This window comes from Luteibacter aegosomaticola (assembly GCF_023078475.1).
Lineage (GTDB): Bacteria > Pseudomonadota > Gammaproteobacteria > Xanthomonadales > Rhodanobacteraceae > Luteibacter > Luteibacter aegosomaticola.
The window spans coordinates 1,474,675-1,492,077 of sequence record NZ_CP095741.1; the positions used below are offsets into that span (position 1 = coordinate 1,474,675).

Here is a 17,403-nt window from a genome sequence, read left to right on the forward strand (position 1 = left end):
GTTCGCTCCCCGCGCCATGGCCCATGCCTTATGATGCAGCGGCCAACGGGGACAAACCTTGAGTCGTATCAGCATTATCCTGCCCGCCAAGAACGAGGCGGCCGCCCTTAAAGACCTCCTGCCACGCCTGACCGCCGCCCAGCCGGGTGCCGAGATCATCGTGGTGGATGACGGTTCCACCGATGACACCCGGGCCGTTTGCGCGGCTGCCGGGGTGATTTGCCTTTCCTCGCCGTATTCCATGGGCAACGGGGCCGCGATCAAGCGCGGGGCCCGCGCAGCCAGTGGTGAGATCCTGGTGTTCATGGATGGGGATGGGCAGCATGATCCGGCGGATATTTCTCGCCTGCTTGCTCGCCTCGATCAAGGATTTGACATGGTCGTGGGTGCGCGCGACTGGGAAAGTCAGGCGGGGATGGGGCGCGGCGTGGCGAATACGGTCTACAACTGGCTGGCCAGCAAGATGACAGGGCAGGTGGTTGCCGATCTCACATCTGGATTCCGGATAGCGCGCGCGTCTCGGTTCCGAGAGTTTTTACATCTGCTTCCGAACGGGTTCTCCTATCCGACGACCAGCACGATGGCGTTCTTTCGCAGCGCTTATGGCGTGGCATACGAGCCGATCAAGGCGGCGCAAAGGGTTGGTAGGAGTCACATCAAGCCGTTGAAAGATGGTGTGCGATTCCTGCTGATCATCTTCAAGATCGCTACGCTCTATTCGCCCTTGAAGTTATTCTTCCCCGCGAGTGCAGCGTTTTTCTTCCTGGGCTGTGCGAACTACGCACGTACGTTCTTCGCTGAGGGGCGATTGACCAATGGAAGCGCCTTGATGTGGAGTGCAGCTGTCATTGTGTTCCTCATCGGGCTGGTTTCCGAGCAGATCACCGCACTCACTTATCGGCGCGATGAATGATGAGCATGCCCGGCCGACCGAACGTCACCGTTTGCGTCGTCACCTATAACCATGCGCGCTATATTGCGGATTGCTTGTTAAGTATTCTCTCGCAAGATGTAGACGCAAACGTACGCATCGTGGTGGGGGACGACAGCTCGACGGACGGCACGACCGAGATCGTCGCGGCGATCGCAGCTCAATGGCCGGGGCGGATTGAACATAGTGTGCATCAGGAGCGCCTGGGCGCGATTGGTAACCTGCGTTTCGTGGTTGGCCAGGCCGGGGGCGATTTCGTTGCTCATCTGGATGGCGATGACTTCTGGTTGCCGGGCAAATTGCGCGAACAGCTGATGCTGCTCGAAAATCACCCCGAAAGCCCGGCGTGTTTCACCAACGCCTTCGTGTTCGATGACACCCGGCACCCGGTAGGCGTCTTCACAAATGCAAAATCTGGCACATACGATTTAGCGGCGCTGCTGCTCCGTGGTAACTTTCTAAACCATAGCTCGCTTGTGTATCGTGTGGCGCATCGGGCTACTGTGCTCGAGCTTCCTACCCCGTTTATTGACTATCGGATTCACCTTGGTCTCGCGCTTCTCGGGCCGCTGGTCTACACGGATAAGGCCTTCGTCGGATATCGGTGTGGATCAACGGGTTCCATGCTCGCTACAGCTAACGATGCCGTGCGGGAGCGCTACTACGAAGCATTGCTTTCGGCAATTCCGGATGTGGCGTCAGGTGTGCGTGTGGCTGCTTGTGCCGATATGATGCGACGGATAATTTTCCGCGCAACGCGTTCGCGCAATCCGGCCTTGGTGCGCGCTTGGTGGGCCAGGTTGTGTGCGGCTGCGCAGGTCGGTTCGCTGACCATGCTACGGAAAACCATCCTGAATGTGTGCGGTGAAAGCTATCGCCAATTCGTTCAGATTATGTCGATCAGACTTCTTCGCGCGTCGCCGCGCGTTCTCTATTTTCGATAGGCTGGTTCTATGCGCGCCGGTAGACTAATGAAGGCGGGGGTGCTCGCGTATCTGATGCCGCGTCGCCGCCGCTGCGCGGCGTGTGGGCATGGTGTGGGAGGGTTTCTGCCCTACCGTAATGGTTCGCGATCTCTTTCGGATGCTATGCGAGTACTGCGCATGACGGGAAGTGATCTCGATCATTTCGAATGCCCACGCTGTGGGGCATCTGATCGAATGCGACATCTTTTCCTGTATCTGGAAACCATAGGGTTCCCGGAGCGTTTTCGCGGCGCGCGCATACTCCACTTTGCCCCCGAGCGCCCGCTCGTTCGATGCATTACCGCTCACGAGCCTGGGCGTTACGTGCGTGCCGACATTGCGCCCGCTTCATCCGAGATTGAAGCGGTGGACATGACAGCAATGACTTTTCCTGACGCCAGCTTCGACGTCGTAATCGCAAATCACGTCCTCGAGCATGTCGACGACTTGCCTGCAGCAATGCGGGAGGTGGCGCGTGTGCTCGCGCCTGGTGGCGTCGCGATTCTGCAAACTCCGTTCAGTGCAAGCCTTACGCAGCGTTTCGAGGATGACGGGATTCGTACTGACGAAGCCCGCCTCGTCATGTACGGCCAGGAGGACCATGTGCGCCTATTTGGTGCTGATATTGCCGAGGACCTTGCCAGACTCTCAGGCATGAACTCACGAGTTCTGCGCCATGATGAGGCATTGCCCGGCGTCGACCCATGGCGCGTGGGGGTAAATCGCGATGAGCCGTTCTTTCTGTTCGAAAAGGTCAGTTAATCGACGGCATGCCGTGTTTGGCGAGCATCATCACTTTTCGTGGAAGCCAGGTGAATACGCGATAGTAAGATCGGGTACCAATGATGCGGCGGCGTTGAATTTGCTCGCGCTCTTTCAACAATAACTCCCTTCGCCGCCAGGTTGAACGTAGTGCGGGCCAATAGATTTCACGTAGCGGTCTAAAGCTCGCGCGTGCAATGCTCAAGATTGCGCTTTCGAAAAGTAAGGTAGCCACATGCAATGCTAGTACGGGGGGCAGCCATGCCGACGGGGTGAAGATAAGAAGGAGGGCCGTCTTATTGCGTTCACTAAGAGCTCGTCGGCGGTAGGTGGTAACCAGCCCAGCGTCACTGGCGCGATTGCCGCCAAAGCTCTTCCCCTGCATGTGTCGGTAGCCAGTCGAGTCGATGCAGCGAACTACATACCCGAGGTATCTCGCGGCACAGCATAGATACATGTCTTCGGCAATGGATTCGATCCAGCGCGGGAATCCGCCGATCTCATCCCAGACCTTTCGGGGAATCCAAAGGCATGCACCGATCACCATGGCGACTTCACCCGCATTCCGTGTGACGGGAACAGGGTTCATGAATGGGTCCAGCAGGCAGCCCATATCAACGAGCGAGTTGGTTTCCCAATCGAACTGTGGGAGCGTGAGGATTTGCCCGTCGGATGTGTTTGCGGCGACTTCCAGGGCGGCAAGGGCGCCGGGCATCAGCGCAGCATCGTTATTGAGCAGTAGCACATAACGTCCGTGACTTGCCGCGACCATGCGGTTGTTTGACTCACAGAAACCCACGTTAGAAAGACTTCTTATCACTATTACGGATGGATAGCGCGCCAGGACGGCTAGCGATGCATCCGTGGACGCATCGTCGTGAACGATGATCTCAACGGTCCCATCAGTATCCTGCGAAAAGATGGATTCGAGACAGGCGTCGAGCAGATGCTCGCCGTTGTAATTGGCAATGCACACACTGCACATGATTGCAGGAGGCGTCACTGGAACTCTCTCCAGGCCCGAAGGATACCCTCGTGCAAATGAATCCGTGGCTGCCAGCCGAATGCTGCGCGGGCTGCAGCGTTATCTGGCACGATGCGTCTCACGTCGAAGGGCGTGGCGGGTTGCCATGTACGTGGCACGATGCTTCCCGTCGTTTCGGTAATGATGCTTAGAAGGCTGTTAAGCGAAGTGCCCACGGCACTGGATGCATTGAAGGTACGGCACCCGGGTTGCGCTGGCTTTGCAAGGACGCGTAGGCAAAGGTCCGCCAGGTCATCGATGTAGAGATAGTCGCGGACCGCCTCGCCATCCCCTCGCACGGAAACCGGTTCCGACGTGCGAATGGCGTGGAATGCCGTGGGGACAATACCGAATCCTGGGCGATACGCCTGGCCGGGGCCGTATACGTTGGATGGTCGTAAAATTGTCACCTCGTGCTGACCAAGGTGGGACCATGCGGAAAGGAATGATTCCGCTGCCGCCTTGCCTGCACTGTAGTAGGACTTGGGCTCAAGCACTGTTGACTCGCTGGCCAAGCCACTTACATCGCCATAGATGGCCCCGCCGGTGGAGAAGTACACGACGCGCAGCGGATGCTTCATCGGTGCCTGTTCGAGGAACCGTATGATCGGTAGCAGGTTAAGTTCCAGCTCACTGCCTGGGCGGAGCGCGCTCGAGGCCGGGGTGCTTGCACCAGCAGCCCATACAACACACGTTGCGCTTTCGAGTGCAGTTGCCAGTTCCGGACCTGGGGTAATGTCTCCCATCGAGGTCCACTCAGTGGCAATTTCTGGTGGCCGACGGCTTAGCGCGTGCGTTCGGTGCCCAGCGGCGTGGAAGGCCGCAAGCAGGCGTGAACCTATGAAGCCGTTGGCACCGACTACAGCGATGCACTCAGTCACCCGTCTGCTCCTCGATCATCCGGCGATAATGTGATGCATATCGAGCTGCGCAATCGTCCCATGTACCAAAAAGTTCTCGCATCCTCTCGCGCGCCGCGGCGCTGAGTGCAGAGTTCAGGGCGGGGTCTTCAGTGCGAATAATCGCATGAGCGAAAGCGTCTGGCGTATCCACGATCATGCCATCGATCCCATCGCGAATCAGATCGACGTGCGCGCTAAGTCTCGACGCCACGACCGGTAGTCCGGAGGCCATTGCTTCGAGCATGACCTGTGGCCTTCCTTCATCGTGTTCGCTTAGGGATAGCAAGCCTGTTGCCATCGGAAACCAGTGCTCGCGAAGATCCGTCGGTGTGGCCGGCCCGTGATACTGGATCCATTCTGGAAGATCGATTGGCTCTTGCATGGGGCCAAGTACATGCAGCACTCGTCCGGTTCCCGGTCCGAATAAGGAATGTCCCCAGGTAAAGATGGGGCCTAGCTTGCGCTTGGTGAGTCGCGTAACGAGAAGCCATGACGCATTGCTGGAAGGCTTCCGTGCCAAGGCATACCAGTGAGGCTCAATACCGAATGGCACGGGATGTACAGCCGCTATGTCACCGAACAACGTTTGCAGATGAGGTTGCATCCATTCGGAGTTCGGACTGATAGTGACGCGGCGCCCACGCATTGCGCGGCGCACGATTTTGACCATGCCGGGTATCCGCAACAGCCTCATGTCATTGCCGAGCACCGTCACCAATAGCGGAACGCCATTAGTAGGCAGTGGCAAGAGGCACTGCAGCCAGTTCACGTGGTAAACCTCAGGAGAGCCGGCGCGATAAGCCCGCCGTAGCGCTGCAAGCAGACGTAATGCCGCCAATGCCCCACGCACGCGGTGATTTCGCAGTAAATGCGAGACTCCTCCCTCAGTCATGAGCTGAGTGAGCATGGCCGTTTCCCCGGCCGTGGCAATGGACGTAATTTCTGCCGGCAGTGGGCCTGGTGGCGCCCAGATCGACAAGGCGACGTCGTTCCGTCGCGCCAGCGCCGAGACCAGGTGGCGCATAAATACACCGCGCCAGTCGCCCTCGCTGGAGGGGTAGGAGGTGCTGGTTAGCAGGACGCGCAGTGGGGCGAGTTCAGGATTCGACATGGTCATTACTTGCATGTTGCGTGCGCCTAAGCGACGGCATGAGGCGACGCACAGAGGTTAGCGCAGGGTGCTTGATCAAGGCGGCGACGACGAGAGCGCCGCCAGCGGCGGCAAGCCAGGCGGCGATCACCGAGGTCAGTCCCGACGGCAGGTGGCCCTCACACCACCACGCGAGCGTCGCGGCAGCTCCGGTCGGAAGCAAGGACCACAGAATGGCACGAGCCTGCGGCACGATTCCGTACTGCATCAGGCGGCCGACAAACCATGCGTTCAGAAAGAACGACACGGTACTGGCGGCTACAGTCGACCATGCTATAGCGATAAGGCCGTAAGGGGCCGCCAACACCAACAGCGCTACCGCTATCGCCTTCTTTGCGATCTCAACGTGGAGGACAAGGCGTGGCCGTCCTTGTGAATTCATGGCGACCAGGTTTAGTACATGAGCGGGCCAGGGCATTGACCCCAATGCGAGGACCGACAATACGGCGCCTGCCTGGCTCCACCGCGGGCCGTAAACCACAGCGACCGTAGGCTCGGCCAGCACTGCAAGCGCTCCCATGGCAGGCATGAATGCGAACAGACCGAGCTTCATGCCCGCATCAAGCAGGGCACGCGCGCCCGACAGGTCATGCCGTATTGACGAAAGCAGCGGAAGGCCGAGACGATTAAGTAACGCGGCAACAAATGAGGTGGGCGCCTGCTGTGTGTTCTGCGCCAGCGAGTACTGGCCAACGTCCCCGGCTGAGAAGCGCCGGCCAATCAAGAGCGCCTGTACACGCGTATAGGCCGTATCAATCAAGCCGGCCAATAGCATGTACCCACCAAACGAAGTCACTGCCCGGATGGCAACGGCCGACGGTCGCCCTCGAGGCCGCCAGCCCGACACCACATACAGCAGGGCGGCGCGTGAACCGATAGAGGTGAGTGCTTGCCATACGAGCGCCCATGCGCTCAGGTGAGCCATTGCCGCAATCAGCGCCGCCAAGCCAGAGATGATCGAGCTGACCACCTCGACCCGCGTGCGAAGGTCGAATCGGAGCTGTTGCGTGAGAATGGCGTCCGGGACAACAGCAAGGCCATTTAGTGGAAATATGAACGCCATTGCGATGCAGAATGGCTGCAGTTCGGGACGTCCATAGAATCGCGCGATCTCTGGTGAGCAAGCGATGAGCAGCGCGCACATTACAAGGGAGATTGTGAGATTCAGGAAGAATGTCGACGTTTCTTCTTCGATTGTGGTGTGCTGCTTCTGCACGAGGGCCATGCCCGTGCCCGAATCGACGAACACAGTGCCCAGCGCTGTGAATACGGTGACCATGGCGATGGCGCCAAATGCCGACGGATCGACGAGGCGGGCAAGGCCGATCATTACGCTAAGCTGGAAGACATAGCGCAGCCCAATCTCCGCACCGCTCCAGCGGGCTGCGCGCTGTATTCTGAATCCTTCGGTTGACATCATGGGTTCGACATCCGAAAACGCTAACCGCGTGAGCGAGCGGGAACGCCCACAACCGTCTCGCCCTGTGCAACAGGGCCGATCACGCACGCGCCCGCGGCGATGATCGCGCGATCGCCGATCAGGAGCGGCTTATCCGGTGTACCGTTGATTATGGTGGCGTTTGCGCCAATGAAGACGGACTCGCCAATGTGTACGTGACCGGCGATGCGTGCTCCGGGTGAAAGTGTGCTGAAGCGACCTATGCTCACATCGTGGGAAATCGATGCGCATACGTTCACGTGCACATCTTCACCAAGCGAGACGTTCACGGTAATGACAGCCCCTGGCGCGATGACGACGCCTGGGGCAAGGTGGACGGTATCGTGCAAGATCGTGTCTGGGGCAACAAGGGACGCGATGCGCATATCACGCGCAGTGCAGCGCGCACGGACAGCAGCGCGCGCCGTCGGATCGCCAATGGCGACCACGCACGGAAATCCGTCACAGGCGCCACTTTCAAAGGTTTCGACAAGAATGCCGTTGATGCGGCGATGAGTGAAGTAAGTCTCATCAACAAGGAAGACGAGTGCATCGCGTGCGTAGCCACATGATTCGGCTAGCCAGGCGATTTCCCGGGCATGCCCCCCCGTGCCAACGATGGCGAGGCGCTCTTGACGGCGAGTCTCAGTGACCATTTACGGCCACGCGAATAATTGAGCAGATGCTGGCAACAGCCTTTTCGCTAACATGCGTGCCTGTAGGAAGAACGATGACGCGCTCGGCAATCCGTGTGGTTTCCGGAAGCATCAATGCGGCATTTGGGAAAAGATCGCGATAGGGTTTCATGCGATGACAACCTGGCCAGAAGTACTTGCGCGCGAGAATGTTCTCGGCTTGGAGTATTTCGACCAGTTGGTCGCGCGTGGTGGTAGCGTCTTCGCCAACCTGCAGGACGACATACTGGTAATTGCTTTCCTCGCCTTCTGCCATCGGGAGAATGGACACACCCGCTACCCCTCGGAGATGAGAGGTGTAGAGTTCATGGTTTCGGCGGTTCACGTTCACAATGTCATGAACGGCATCCAGATTCGCCAGTCCCATGGCAGCACAGATTTCCACCATTTTCCCGTTTGTTCCTGGGTGAACAACGTTGTCGTAGCCGGCGAAGCCGAAGTTGCGCATCAACCGCATCGCTTCGGCAAGTTCGTCATCGTTCGTGGTAACGGCCCCGCCCTCGAATGTGTTGAAGAACTTCGTTGCGTGGAAGCTGAATACTTCGCAGCGCCCAAGCGAGCCGATCTTCTTCCCCTGATAAGTGCAGGCGAACGCGTGCGCAGCGTCAAACATGAGATGCAGGCCGTGTTCATCCGCAACGGCTTGAAGCTCGTTTGCAGGTGCGGGGCGGCCCCATAGGTGCACGCCAATAATGCCGCTGGTGCGCGGCGTAATCATGCGCCGCACAGCATCGGGATCTAAAGCGTGGGTATGCGGATCGATGTCCGCGAAAACAGGTGTGATGCCCTGCCAATGCAGAGCGTGTGCCGTAGCAACGAACGTGTACGACGGAACGATGACTTCACCTTCCATGCCGAGCGCGCGTATAGCGATCTCGAGCGCGATTGTGCCATTGCACATGGCAACGCAATGCCGAACGCCTAGCTCTTTACAAAGGCGCTGCTCAAATTCCTGAACCAGTGGACCGTTGTTGCTGAACCAGCGGCGGTCGAACATCTCGCCTACGTGGCGCATGAACAGGTCGCGATCGCCGACGTTCGGCCCTCCCACGTGCAGGGCTGTGTCGAACGCCGGTGGGGCCCCCTCCACGGCCAGGTCGGCCCGCCGTTGCGCGACTTTTATTGAGCTGGATTCGGCATGTTCCGGAATCGGCTGGGAGGTGTTCATGGCGTGGCACTCGTTGACGGTCGGGCTGGGGTAGCATCGATCGCATGGTGAAGCGAACGGATGTCCTCGGCAAGGCGGCCTCCAATGTCCAGGCGCTGTAGGCCGGCCAGTTGGCGCCTGGCCTCATCCGGCCGCCCTAAAGAGAGGGCGCGACGCGCCAGGGTGAGGCGATATGCCGGTTCCGAAGGCTCAGCGCTAACGGCGTTCTGTAGCATCTTAAAGGCCAGTTCCCGGTCTCCCAGGCTATGCCATGCGAGATCAGCGTAAGCGGCAAGCAAGCGCGCACGCGGGTTGGGATGGCTCAGCGCAGCAAGATATGCCGTGACCATACGATCGTTGGGCAGGTCGCACAGGCCCTGGAGCTTACAGGTGGTCAGAGAGATCAGGGCACTTTCATCCTCGATGCCGACTGGATGCGTGCGCAGCTTCTGCGTCATTGAGGTCCAGAGCGTGTCGTCGATAGGACGATGCATGCGCGCTTCGAAGAAGATCAGGGCCTGCTCTGGAAGGATGGATGCCCCAGGTAGCGCGGCGGCACGCTTGAGCGGCGGATCTACGAGGGCTGCATAGGGCGACGAAGCATCATAGTGTGACAGGATCACCATGGTGCGACCGAGTTCATACTGCGCGCGCGGGGACTCTGGCGCGCGATTTGCCAGTTCGATGTTGAGGCTTGCTGGATCACGCCATCGCCATGCAGTGTAGGCAGTTAGCCCGGTCCAGTAAGCGAGTGCGATGGTGATCACCAGTATCGCGACCGGTGCTGCTACTGGCGGACGCGCAGTATCCTGTGAAGTGCCGCGCAAGTATGCGACGAACGCCAGTGCCAGGCCCATGCTGGCTGGGTAGTTGCGGTGCTCATAGATTAGTTCAAGTGGGATGATCGTCGCGGTCAGCAGATGGCATGCGAAGAACACGCAGATACCAAGCGATACCAAAGGCCGGCGGCGGCGCTGCCACAGCGCGAGAGTCAATAAACCTGCGAGGAAAAGTGCGCTGGCGAATGTCGTCCACGGTGCCAGCCAGCCTCGCGAGATGGTGAAGTCGTCGTGGTAGAACGAAAGGCTCGTCGGCGTGGGTAGCAACGTCCATTCGATATAGTCGGCGACGATACGGCACTCGCTCAGGAGGCGCTCGGTCATCGTAAAGTTTCGGGGGGCCCAGGTGCTCTGGGCGAGCAGCGATGGCCCGATGAACAAGAGGCCGGCGACGAGTGGCAGCGCCAGAATAACGATATATAACCCAATGATGACGCGGCGCGTCCGCGCGGCGTCCACGGAATTCGCGGCCCCCTGTCCGCGGAATACGATCCACTCTACCAGTCCTGCATAGAGAGGGGTGAGTATCGCGGTCTCCTTGGCGAGTACGCCGATGGCGGTAGCAAAAAGGATGCTGGCCACAGCGGCGGTGAAACCGCGGCGGTTCGCAATCATCGAGCGGCGGCCAGCAACGTAACCGAGGAGCCCCAGCAGCACGCACAAGTTGGCCATGCTCTCCATGCGCTGAACGATGTACAGGACTGCGGTCAGGTTTATCGGCAGGATCAGCCAGGCTAGGGTGACGATCACTGCATTTCGTGAATCAGTGCGCGTGGGGGGGCGCACCGCGCCGGCGAACAACAAGCGCATCAAGAAGAAAAGAGCGACGCCATTGAGGAGGTGAATTCCTATGTTGGTCGCTTTCATGCCCGCAGGATTGGCGCCGCCTAGCAGGTAGTTCACAGCGAAACTCAGCGATGCGAGCGGCCGCTTGAACTCGCTTGATGGCGAAGATAGCGCGGCCGTAATCAATGACGGTGGCGACCAATCCCCGGGGTGAACGCCATCGTTATCGACGATGTTCGGGTAGTCGTCGAAAACGTACGGCCCCTGCACGCCTGGCAGGTACACGGCACCAGCGACCACCAAGGTTAGGAGCAGGCAAAGCCACGAGGGGAGGCGGCGGTCGAGCGTGGCAAGAAATGACATGAAGAAACCTTGGGGCCTTGGTGTCAGCGATCAGTACTGGCGTGCGGGCGTAATGGCATGCTTTTACTCATTATGACGTTTTTCGTCATGAACTAAGACGCTGCGCAGGTGTGAGAACTCCTTCTCCCAGTAGTGTTGATGGGCTAGGACCTTGTCGTGGATCCAAGCCATCCCTGCCGATATTCCCCGGGGCTGGGGTTGGGGTAGCGTGTCGTAGTAGTCAAGGTGGCCGACGGCAAGATGTGGCGCACCGGCTTGCCCTAACATCGCCGCTTGTTCCAGGGCCGGCTCGGGACGTGGATCCAGGGTGAGGGCCTTATCGAAGTGCATCCGGGCCACGGTGGCATTGCCATCGGCCAGTGCGAGCGCGCCGCGAGCGTGCTCGATGTCTTGTTGGCGACCTGGCAGGGCATTAATCCGAGGGTTTGTTGACGCCGCGTCCAGAATGGATGCCAGTGCGGCATGGTCGAGACCTTGACAGGGGCGTAGCCTGGTTTCTTGCAGAGAAGCGGTGACCCAGTTGAGCAGTAGCTTTCCTGGGTCGCGCGGCGTGTGCTCCAGCGAGTAGCGCGCGCGGTCAACATCTTCAGGTCTGATTGTCGCATTGCTGCACTTCAGGCTGAGCATGGTCAGCATGACCTGGGGTTCGGCTTGAAAGTCGTGTATTCGGGGCGCCAACCTGTCGATTGCTCGCTGCGTATGGCCGCCAGCCGCATCCATCTGGGCGGCATAGGCCTGCGCGCGCGCGGAATCGGGGGCCTGATTGGCCCAGGTGATGGCTTGGAGCACGGGAGCGCTCCAGAGTCGGGTCAGGCTCCAGGTAATGGAACCGGCTCCCGCGAGTACCAGGATGCTTGCTGCCGCAATGAGGTTTCGGCGGCCCACGGCGCCCAAAGCCAACCCAATAGGCCAGAACAGCAGGAAGGCTGGTACGTAGTTCCTGTGCTCGAAGTACAACTCAAGCGGCAGAGATGTTGACTCGACGAGGTGCCCGACGACGAAAAACAGGACGGCAAGGGCGGGCGCGGCGTAGCGCCTGCGACACCGCCAGGCCAGCATGATCATGACCACCATCGACATGGCCGCAGGGAGCGTCCACCACGGATGGAGCCAGTCGGTCGCAGCCGTATACTGGTCGTGGAAAACGCTACCTGTTACCGGTACGAAGAGGAAGAGCTGCCCGAGATAGATCCACAACACGGTGGGCTCTGTCATCAGGCGTTGCCCGATGGTCCAGCCCCTGAACTCCGCCGATGCGTTTTCTATACCGTGGACGGCATACCAAGCCAGGCCGAGCACAACCGCCGCTACCCACGGGGCGCAAGCGATGAATAACCTGCGACGATACCGGTCCGCGTGTTGTTCAACCGTGGGCAAACACGCCTCGGTTATGCAAACGAGGAAAGGAAGCAGGATTCCATTCGCCTTGGAAAGGAAGGCGAGGATAGTAAATGCGAAAAGTGTGCACGCGATGCTGGCAATGCCTCCGCTTCCGTTGCATGCCTGGCGACGAGTGCTCAGCCACGCATGCATGCCAAGGAGCATGAATGTGCCCGTGAGCATGGCTTCGCGTTGCACTACGTAGAGCGTCGTGGAAACAAACAGCGGATGCAGGAGCCAGGTGGCACTTCCAAACCACGCCGCAAACGCGCGCCGTGGGCGGTGTATGCCCATGGCGTCGCCAAGGCGCCAGAGGAGCGCGGCGAGGAGGGCTCCGTTGAAAAGGTGCAGCAGGATGTTCGTTCGTTTGAACGGAAGCGGCGCGGTGGGCCAGTCATGTCCATCAATGAGGAACGAGAGCAGCGAAAGAGGGCGTCCCGTCGGGTCGGCGGTGCCGGCGGTGATGTACCTCAAGAACGATGCTGAATTCGAGATGGGGCCTTGCGCACCCAATGCGGGAAGATTTCCCCAGTCATCGAAGACAAATCCGCCGGTCGCCCCCGCAGCATAGATTGCCCCCGTAAATAGGAAGACAAGGGCGCTTGCCAGGATAAACAGGACAATGGGGCGATCTAGGCGCACTAAACACGTCCAAAAAAAAGAGGGGCCGTTGAACGGCCCCTCTTTGGTGAGCGAATGTCGCGATTAGTTGCGGCAAACAGTCGGCAGGTACTGGTCCGGCACCGTGGTGCCAGCGCCCGACTTGCAGCTCCACGTAATCGAGCCGGCTTCGTCGGTGCCCGACAGGACGAGGATCTTGGCGGTACCGTCGGTGAGCTTGGCGTTCGCTTCGTTACCGAAGGTCACAGCGATCTTGCCCGGAGTCGTTTCGACGTCGAGCTGGGTCACGTACTTGCCCTTGATCGAGCCTACCGGCGGCAGGCCAGCCGAGGCCTGGGTCGACGGCCAGCGACCGGTGTTGTTGCGGAACTCGGCGAGAGCAGTCTTCGCGCCATCAGCCAGGTTCACACCTTCCGAGACCTGCGTACGGATCAAGTAGTTCTGGTACTGCGGGATGGCGATAGCAGCCAGGATCGCGATGATGGCGACCACGATCATCAGTTCGATGAGCGTGAAGCCCTTCTGGACGTTCTTCATGGAAATTCCTCGTTTATGGGTAAAACTAACCGAAAAAAGTGATGCCCCCTGAGCCCTAGCACCTCCCCCTTGCCGAGCAAAGGAAAGGAATGCTCCCTCACTTGCTTTGGTCAGGAACGACCAGGAAGCTCGCCGGAAAGCCTGCATCTAGCGTGCCATGCTTTCGCGACCGGCATATTCCCTCATATTTGCCGGTGCCGAGATTGTGCACAGGATCACGCTAGCGGATCAACTGGAAAATTTCACGTATTCAGTAGCTTGGCGAAGCGCGTGCAAGTGACGTACAAGGTCACATGCTGACGTAGAGCGTCATTCTCCCCGGCATGCCGTAGGCAAATATTGAGGGCTGATGGTGCCTCTGCAGCGCCATGAAATCGCACCGCCCGTGTCGAGCGGGGAAAGAATGAGGTTTTCACCCGTCAGTACGGCGTTCGCGTCCGGCGTGGCATAAGTTACTTTGATGATGCCGCCGTCCTGCAGGCTGACAGTGTCGACGTACTTGCCATTAATGGACGCGCCTGTTGGAAGGCCGGCGGATGCGTTGTTGGTCGGGAAATATCCCGTGTTCGTCCTGAATTCCCACACGGCGGCCTTGGCACCGGTGGCGAGCGTGAGCCCCTCGGACACCTGCGTTCGAACCAGGTACCCGCGATATTGCGGAATCGCAATAGCCGCCAGGATCGCGATAATCGCTACTACGATCATCAATTCGATGAGGGTGAAGCCAGCGACATCTCGCCGCGAAATCGGACGCATATGAATGAACCCCTGTTAGATCACGAGGCGCAGTCAGGCACGGTTCGTGCCAGCCGAGGGGAGGCTAGGGCAGAGCCGCGATGGATCTGTGAGGACGGTCACCGTTCCTCGCGAAGTGACCTGCTCCGGCGGCGTCGCAAGCGCTTTTAGCGTCACGCCTTGCGTGAAAGGGGGCGTCGTCATACCGTCGGCCGATCAGCACAGCCAAGAGATCACATGAAACCACTACTCGCCGCGCTAGCCCTCGCGCTGGCCACCAGCCCCGTACTGGCCGCCGACGCCGACACAGTCGCGCCGCATCCCTTCTCCATCCGCGACCTGGTCATGATGGACCGCGTCGGCGACCCCCAGCTTTCCCCGGATGGCCGCTTCGCACTTTTCTCCGTGCGGGCAACGGATTACGTCGCGAACAAGGGTGTCACCTCGATCTACGTGATGGATCTCGACAAGCCGCCGCAGGCGGTCAAGGTCGTTGAAAAGGGCTCGTCGGCTCGCTGGGCTCCGGATGGCAAGTCCATCTACTACGTCGCCCCGAAGGACGGCACCGCCCAGGTCTTCCATCGTTCGTTCGAGGCCGGGCAGGGCGGCAAGGGTCTTGCCCTCACGGTCAACCCTGGCCAGGCCGTTACCGACGCCCCGCTCGACGTGGGTGCCTATAAGCTTTCCCCGGACGGCTCGAAGCTCCTCCTGAGCTACGAGGTCTTCACCGATTGCGCCGACCTCAGCTGCACCAAGGAGCGCCTGGACGGCCGCGAGAAGGACAAGGCGAGCGGCACCGTCTACGACAAGCTGTTTGTCCGTCACTGGGATGCATGGGCCGATGGCCGCCGTGCCCAGCTCTACGTCGCCGATGCCAATGCGCCTTCGCAGCCCGTGCTCATCAGCAAGGGCATCGACGGCGACGTGCCGAGCAAGCCGTACGGCAGCGAAGACGAGTTCACCTTCTCGCCGGACGGCAAGACCGTGTACTTCGATGTTCGCATTGCAGGCAACAGTGAGCCCTGGTCCACCAATTTCGACATCTATAGCGTCCCGGCGGACGGCTCGGCCAACCCGACCAACCTCACCGCCGACAACCAGGCCTGGGATGCGAACCCGCTGGTTTCGCCCGACGGCAAGACCCTGTACTACACCGCCATGAAGGAACCGGGTTCCGAAGCCGACCGTTTCGGCATCTGGGCGCTGGATATCGCCACGGGCAATAAGCACGAAGTCGACCCCTCCTGGGATCGCTCCGCCGGTACCCTGCAGATCTCCGCCGACGGCAAGACCCTCTACACGACCACCGACGACAACGGCCAGCACCCGCTGTTCGCGATCGACTCGGCTACCGGTAAGGTCACCACGCTGGTCACTGATGGCAGCGTCAGCGCCTTCTCGGTCGGCCAGAAGAAGATCCTGCTTTCGCGCGACGACCTGAAGCGCCCCGCCGATCTGTACACGGCCGACCTGAAGGGCAAGAGCCTCAAGCAGATCACCCACTACAACGCCAAGCGCCTCAAGGCCGCACAGGTGGGTGAACCCGAGTTCTTCACCTTCAAGGGCTGGAACAACGAAACGGTGCAGGGCTATGTCGTGAAGCCCGTGGGCTACAAGAAGGGCAAGACCTATCCGGTCGCCTTCATCATCCACGGTGGCCCGCAGGGCGCCATGACCAACAGCTGGAGCTATCGCTGGAACGCCCAGACCTACGCTGGCCAGGGCTTCGCCGTGGTCACGGTGAACTTCCATGGTTCCACCGGTTACGGCCAGGCGTTCACCAACGCGATCTCGGCTGACTGGGGCGGCAAGCCGCTCGAAGACCTGAAGGATGGCTGGGCTGCCGCGCTGCAGAAGTACAGCTTCCTCGATGGCAACCGCGCCTGCGCGCTCGGCGCCAGCTACGGCGGCTACATGGTCTACTGGATGGCCGGCAACTGGAACCAGCCGTGGAAGTGCTTCGTCGACCACGATGGCGTCTTCGATGCCCGCGCCATGTACTACGACACCGAAGAGCTCTGGTTCGAAGAGAAGGAGAACGGTGGCACGCAGTTCGACCACCCGGAAAACTACGAGCGCTTCAACCCGATTAACCACGTGAAGGACTGGCGCGTGCCGATGCTCATCGTGCACAGCGGCCACGATTTCCGCATCCCGGATACCCAGGGCCTGGGCGCCTTCACGGCCCTGCAGCGACGTGGCATTCCCAGCAAGCTGCTGCACTTCCCGGATGAAAACCACTGGGTGCTGAAGCCGCAGAACAGCGTGCAGTGGCATGAGACGGTGAATGCTTGGTTGAAGGAGTGGACGGCTCCTGAGGCAAGCGCGAAGTAAACCATGCATCAGGAACGGCGACCTCAGGGTCGCCGTTCTTGTGTGTAGCGAGCCTGCAGCGCGTCGATGCCAACAAGCCCCGGATCGCCGACGCAATTATGAGGATGAGTGGTATTAGCGTTGAATGACATGACACAGGGAAGGCGCGTATTCCGCTTGATGGTGGCCGCGTACCGGGTGGTTTATATCGCAGCAGGATATTTATGACGGACACGGAGTGTTTTGCGCGCCGGTGTTGCATGGGTCTCGGCGTTGTGGTCGCCGCTTTCGCCGCCGTAGCGACGCGCGCAGCTGCGGGCAACGATGCGGTATGGTCCGCTTTGAACGCGTTGAAGGAGTCGGCATCCCTCGTCCCGGCGCATCATTGGTCGCAAGGATCGAGCTTCCCCGATCTGGCAGCGATTTACTTTTTCCTGGCTTGGCCCGTTTTTCCGGCGGCGCTTGGTGCCTTTGTCACGCGCTATTGGACACAGGATTCTAACGAGCACATCGCCCCCGGCTTCGAGCTCAAGGCGGGCTTTGGCGGCGTTGTCATGCTGGTCCTTGGCCCGGGTTCTCTCTGGGCGATGGATGGCGTAGAGATGATGGGTTTACCGATCGGTACACGGTTGGCCAACCTCCTGATATTCGGATGGGTCCATTTCGCTCTCGCCGGGTGTTTGACTGGCCTGGGCGTCATAGCATTGCGTAGGGTATTTGCCCTGAGCCGTTGAAGATTCGCGGGTGTTGTATCGCGTGCAGGCGCCCTCAGTGAAGGGCTCTATGCGACGGAGCGCCACCTGCTCGGTAGCACG

The 17,403-nt window shown here is 59.9% G+C and carries 15 protein-coding genes; 5 read left to right on the forward strand and 10 right to left on the reverse strand.

The annotated features are described in order from the left end of the window. Positions 1-58: 58 nt before the first annotated feature. The 3 genes from L2Y96_RS06590 (at position 59) to L2Y96_RS06600 (ending at position 2,658) form a co-directional block, all read left to right on the forward strand. Positions 59-913 carry a glycosyltransferase family 2 protein gene (locus L2Y96_RS06590; protein ID WP_247334304.1) on the forward strand — a complete coding sequence of 285 codons (855 nt, stop codon included), beginning with the start codon at positions 59-61 and terminating at the stop codon, positions 911-913. Continuing rightward, on the forward strand, positions 910-1,875 hold the full coding sequence (locus L2Y96_RS06595) for a glycosyltransferase family 2 protein (protein WP_247334306.1): 966 nt from the start codon (positions 910-912) through the stop codon (positions 1,873-1,875). Before L2Y96_RS06590 ends, L2Y96_RS06595 begins: the two co-directional genes overlap by 4 nt. Positions 1,876-2,034: 159 nt before the next feature. Next, positions 2,035-2,658 (forward strand): class I SAM-dependent methyltransferase, encoded by a 624-nt coding sequence (locus L2Y96_RS06600; RefSeq protein ID WP_247334308.1) that lies wholly within the window; start codon positions 2,035-2,037, stop codon positions 2,656-2,658. Here the strand turns inward: L2Y96_RS06600 and L2Y96_RS06605 are convergent. The 10 genes from L2Y96_RS06605 to L2Y96_RS06650 form a co-directional block, all read right to left on the reverse strand. Beyond that, entirely contained in the window at positions 2,651-3,661 is a 1,011-nt protein-coding gene (locus L2Y96_RS06605) for a glycosyltransferase family 2 protein (RefSeq protein WP_247334310.1), read from the reverse strand. The genes L2Y96_RS06600 and L2Y96_RS06605 overlap by 8 nt on opposite strands. Then, entirely contained in the window at positions 3,658-4,563 is a 906-nt protein-coding gene (locus L2Y96_RS06610) for an NAD-dependent epimerase/dehydratase family protein (RefSeq protein WP_247334312.1), read from the reverse strand. Before L2Y96_RS06610 ends, L2Y96_RS06605 begins: the two co-directional genes overlap by 4 nt. Then, positions 4,556-5,695 carry a glycosyltransferase family 4 protein gene (locus L2Y96_RS06615; RefSeq protein WP_247334336.1) on the reverse strand — a complete coding sequence of 380 codons (1,140 nt, stop codon included), beginning with the start codon at positions 5,693-5,695 and terminating at the stop codon, positions 4,556-4,558. Before L2Y96_RS06615 ends, L2Y96_RS06610 begins: the two co-directional genes overlap by 8 nt. Beyond that, positions 5,682-7,154 (reverse strand): lipopolysaccharide biosynthesis protein, encoded by a 1,473-nt coding sequence (locus tag L2Y96_RS06620; protein ID WP_247334354.1) that lies wholly within the window; start codon positions 7,152-7,154, stop codon positions 5,682-5,684. Before L2Y96_RS06620 ends, L2Y96_RS06615 begins: the two co-directional genes overlap by 14 nt. Positions 7,155-7,174: 20 nt before the next feature. Continuing rightward, on the reverse strand, positions 7,175-7,828 hold the full coding sequence (locus tag L2Y96_RS06625; RefSeq protein ID WP_247334356.1) for a NeuD/PglB/VioB family sugar acetyltransferase: 654 nt from the start codon (positions 7,826-7,828) through the stop codon (positions 7,175-7,177). After that, positions 7,818-9,035: a DegT/DnrJ/EryC1/StrS family aminotransferase gene (locus L2Y96_RS06630; protein ID WP_247334358.1), complete on the reverse strand. Its 1,218-nt coding sequence runs from the start codon at positions 9,033-9,035 to the stop codon at positions 7,818-7,820. The genes L2Y96_RS06625 and L2Y96_RS06630 overlap by 11 nt, the downstream gene beginning before the upstream one ends. Continuing rightward, entirely contained in the window at positions 9,032-11,002 is a 1,971-nt protein-coding gene (locus L2Y96_RS06635) for a tetratricopeptide repeat protein (protein WP_247334360.1), read from the reverse strand. The genes L2Y96_RS06630 and L2Y96_RS06635 overlap by 4 nt, the downstream gene beginning before the upstream one ends. A gap of 63 nt (positions 11,003-11,065) precedes the next feature. Beyond that, complete coding sequence (locus L2Y96_RS06640; RefSeq protein WP_247334362.1) at positions 11,066-13,024, reverse strand: tetratricopeptide repeat protein; 1,959 nt, start codon at positions 13,022-13,024, stop codon at positions 11,066-11,068. A 63-nt stretch (positions 13,025-13,087) separates the two neighbouring features. Continuing rightward, on the reverse strand, positions 13,088-13,540 hold the full coding sequence (locus L2Y96_RS06645) for a pilin (protein ID WP_247334364.1): 453 nt from the start codon (positions 13,538-13,540) through the stop codon (positions 13,088-13,090). 309 nt (positions 13,541-13,849) lie between these two features. After that, complete coding sequence (locus L2Y96_RS06650) at positions 13,850-14,296, reverse strand: pilin (protein ID WP_247334366.1); 447 nt, start codon at positions 14,294-14,296, stop codon at positions 13,850-13,852. 216 nt (positions 14,297-14,512) lie between these two features. On the opposite strand from L2Y96_RS06650, the gene L2Y96_RS06655 reads away from it, so the two are divergent. Together L2Y96_RS06655 and L2Y96_RS06660 are read left to right on the forward strand one after the other, a co-directional pair. After that, on the forward strand, positions 14,513-16,609 hold the full coding sequence (locus tag L2Y96_RS06655) for a S9 family peptidase (RefSeq protein WP_247334377.1): 2,097 nt from the start codon (positions 14,513-14,515) through the stop codon (positions 16,607-16,609). Positions 16,610-16,848: 239 nt separating this feature from the next. Further along, positions 16,849-17,322, forward strand: coding sequence for a hypothetical protein (locus L2Y96_RS06660; RefSeq protein WP_247334379.1), 474 nt, complete (start codon positions 16,849-16,851; stop codon positions 17,320-17,322). The last annotated feature ends 81 nt before the right edge of the window (positions 17,323-17,403 follow it).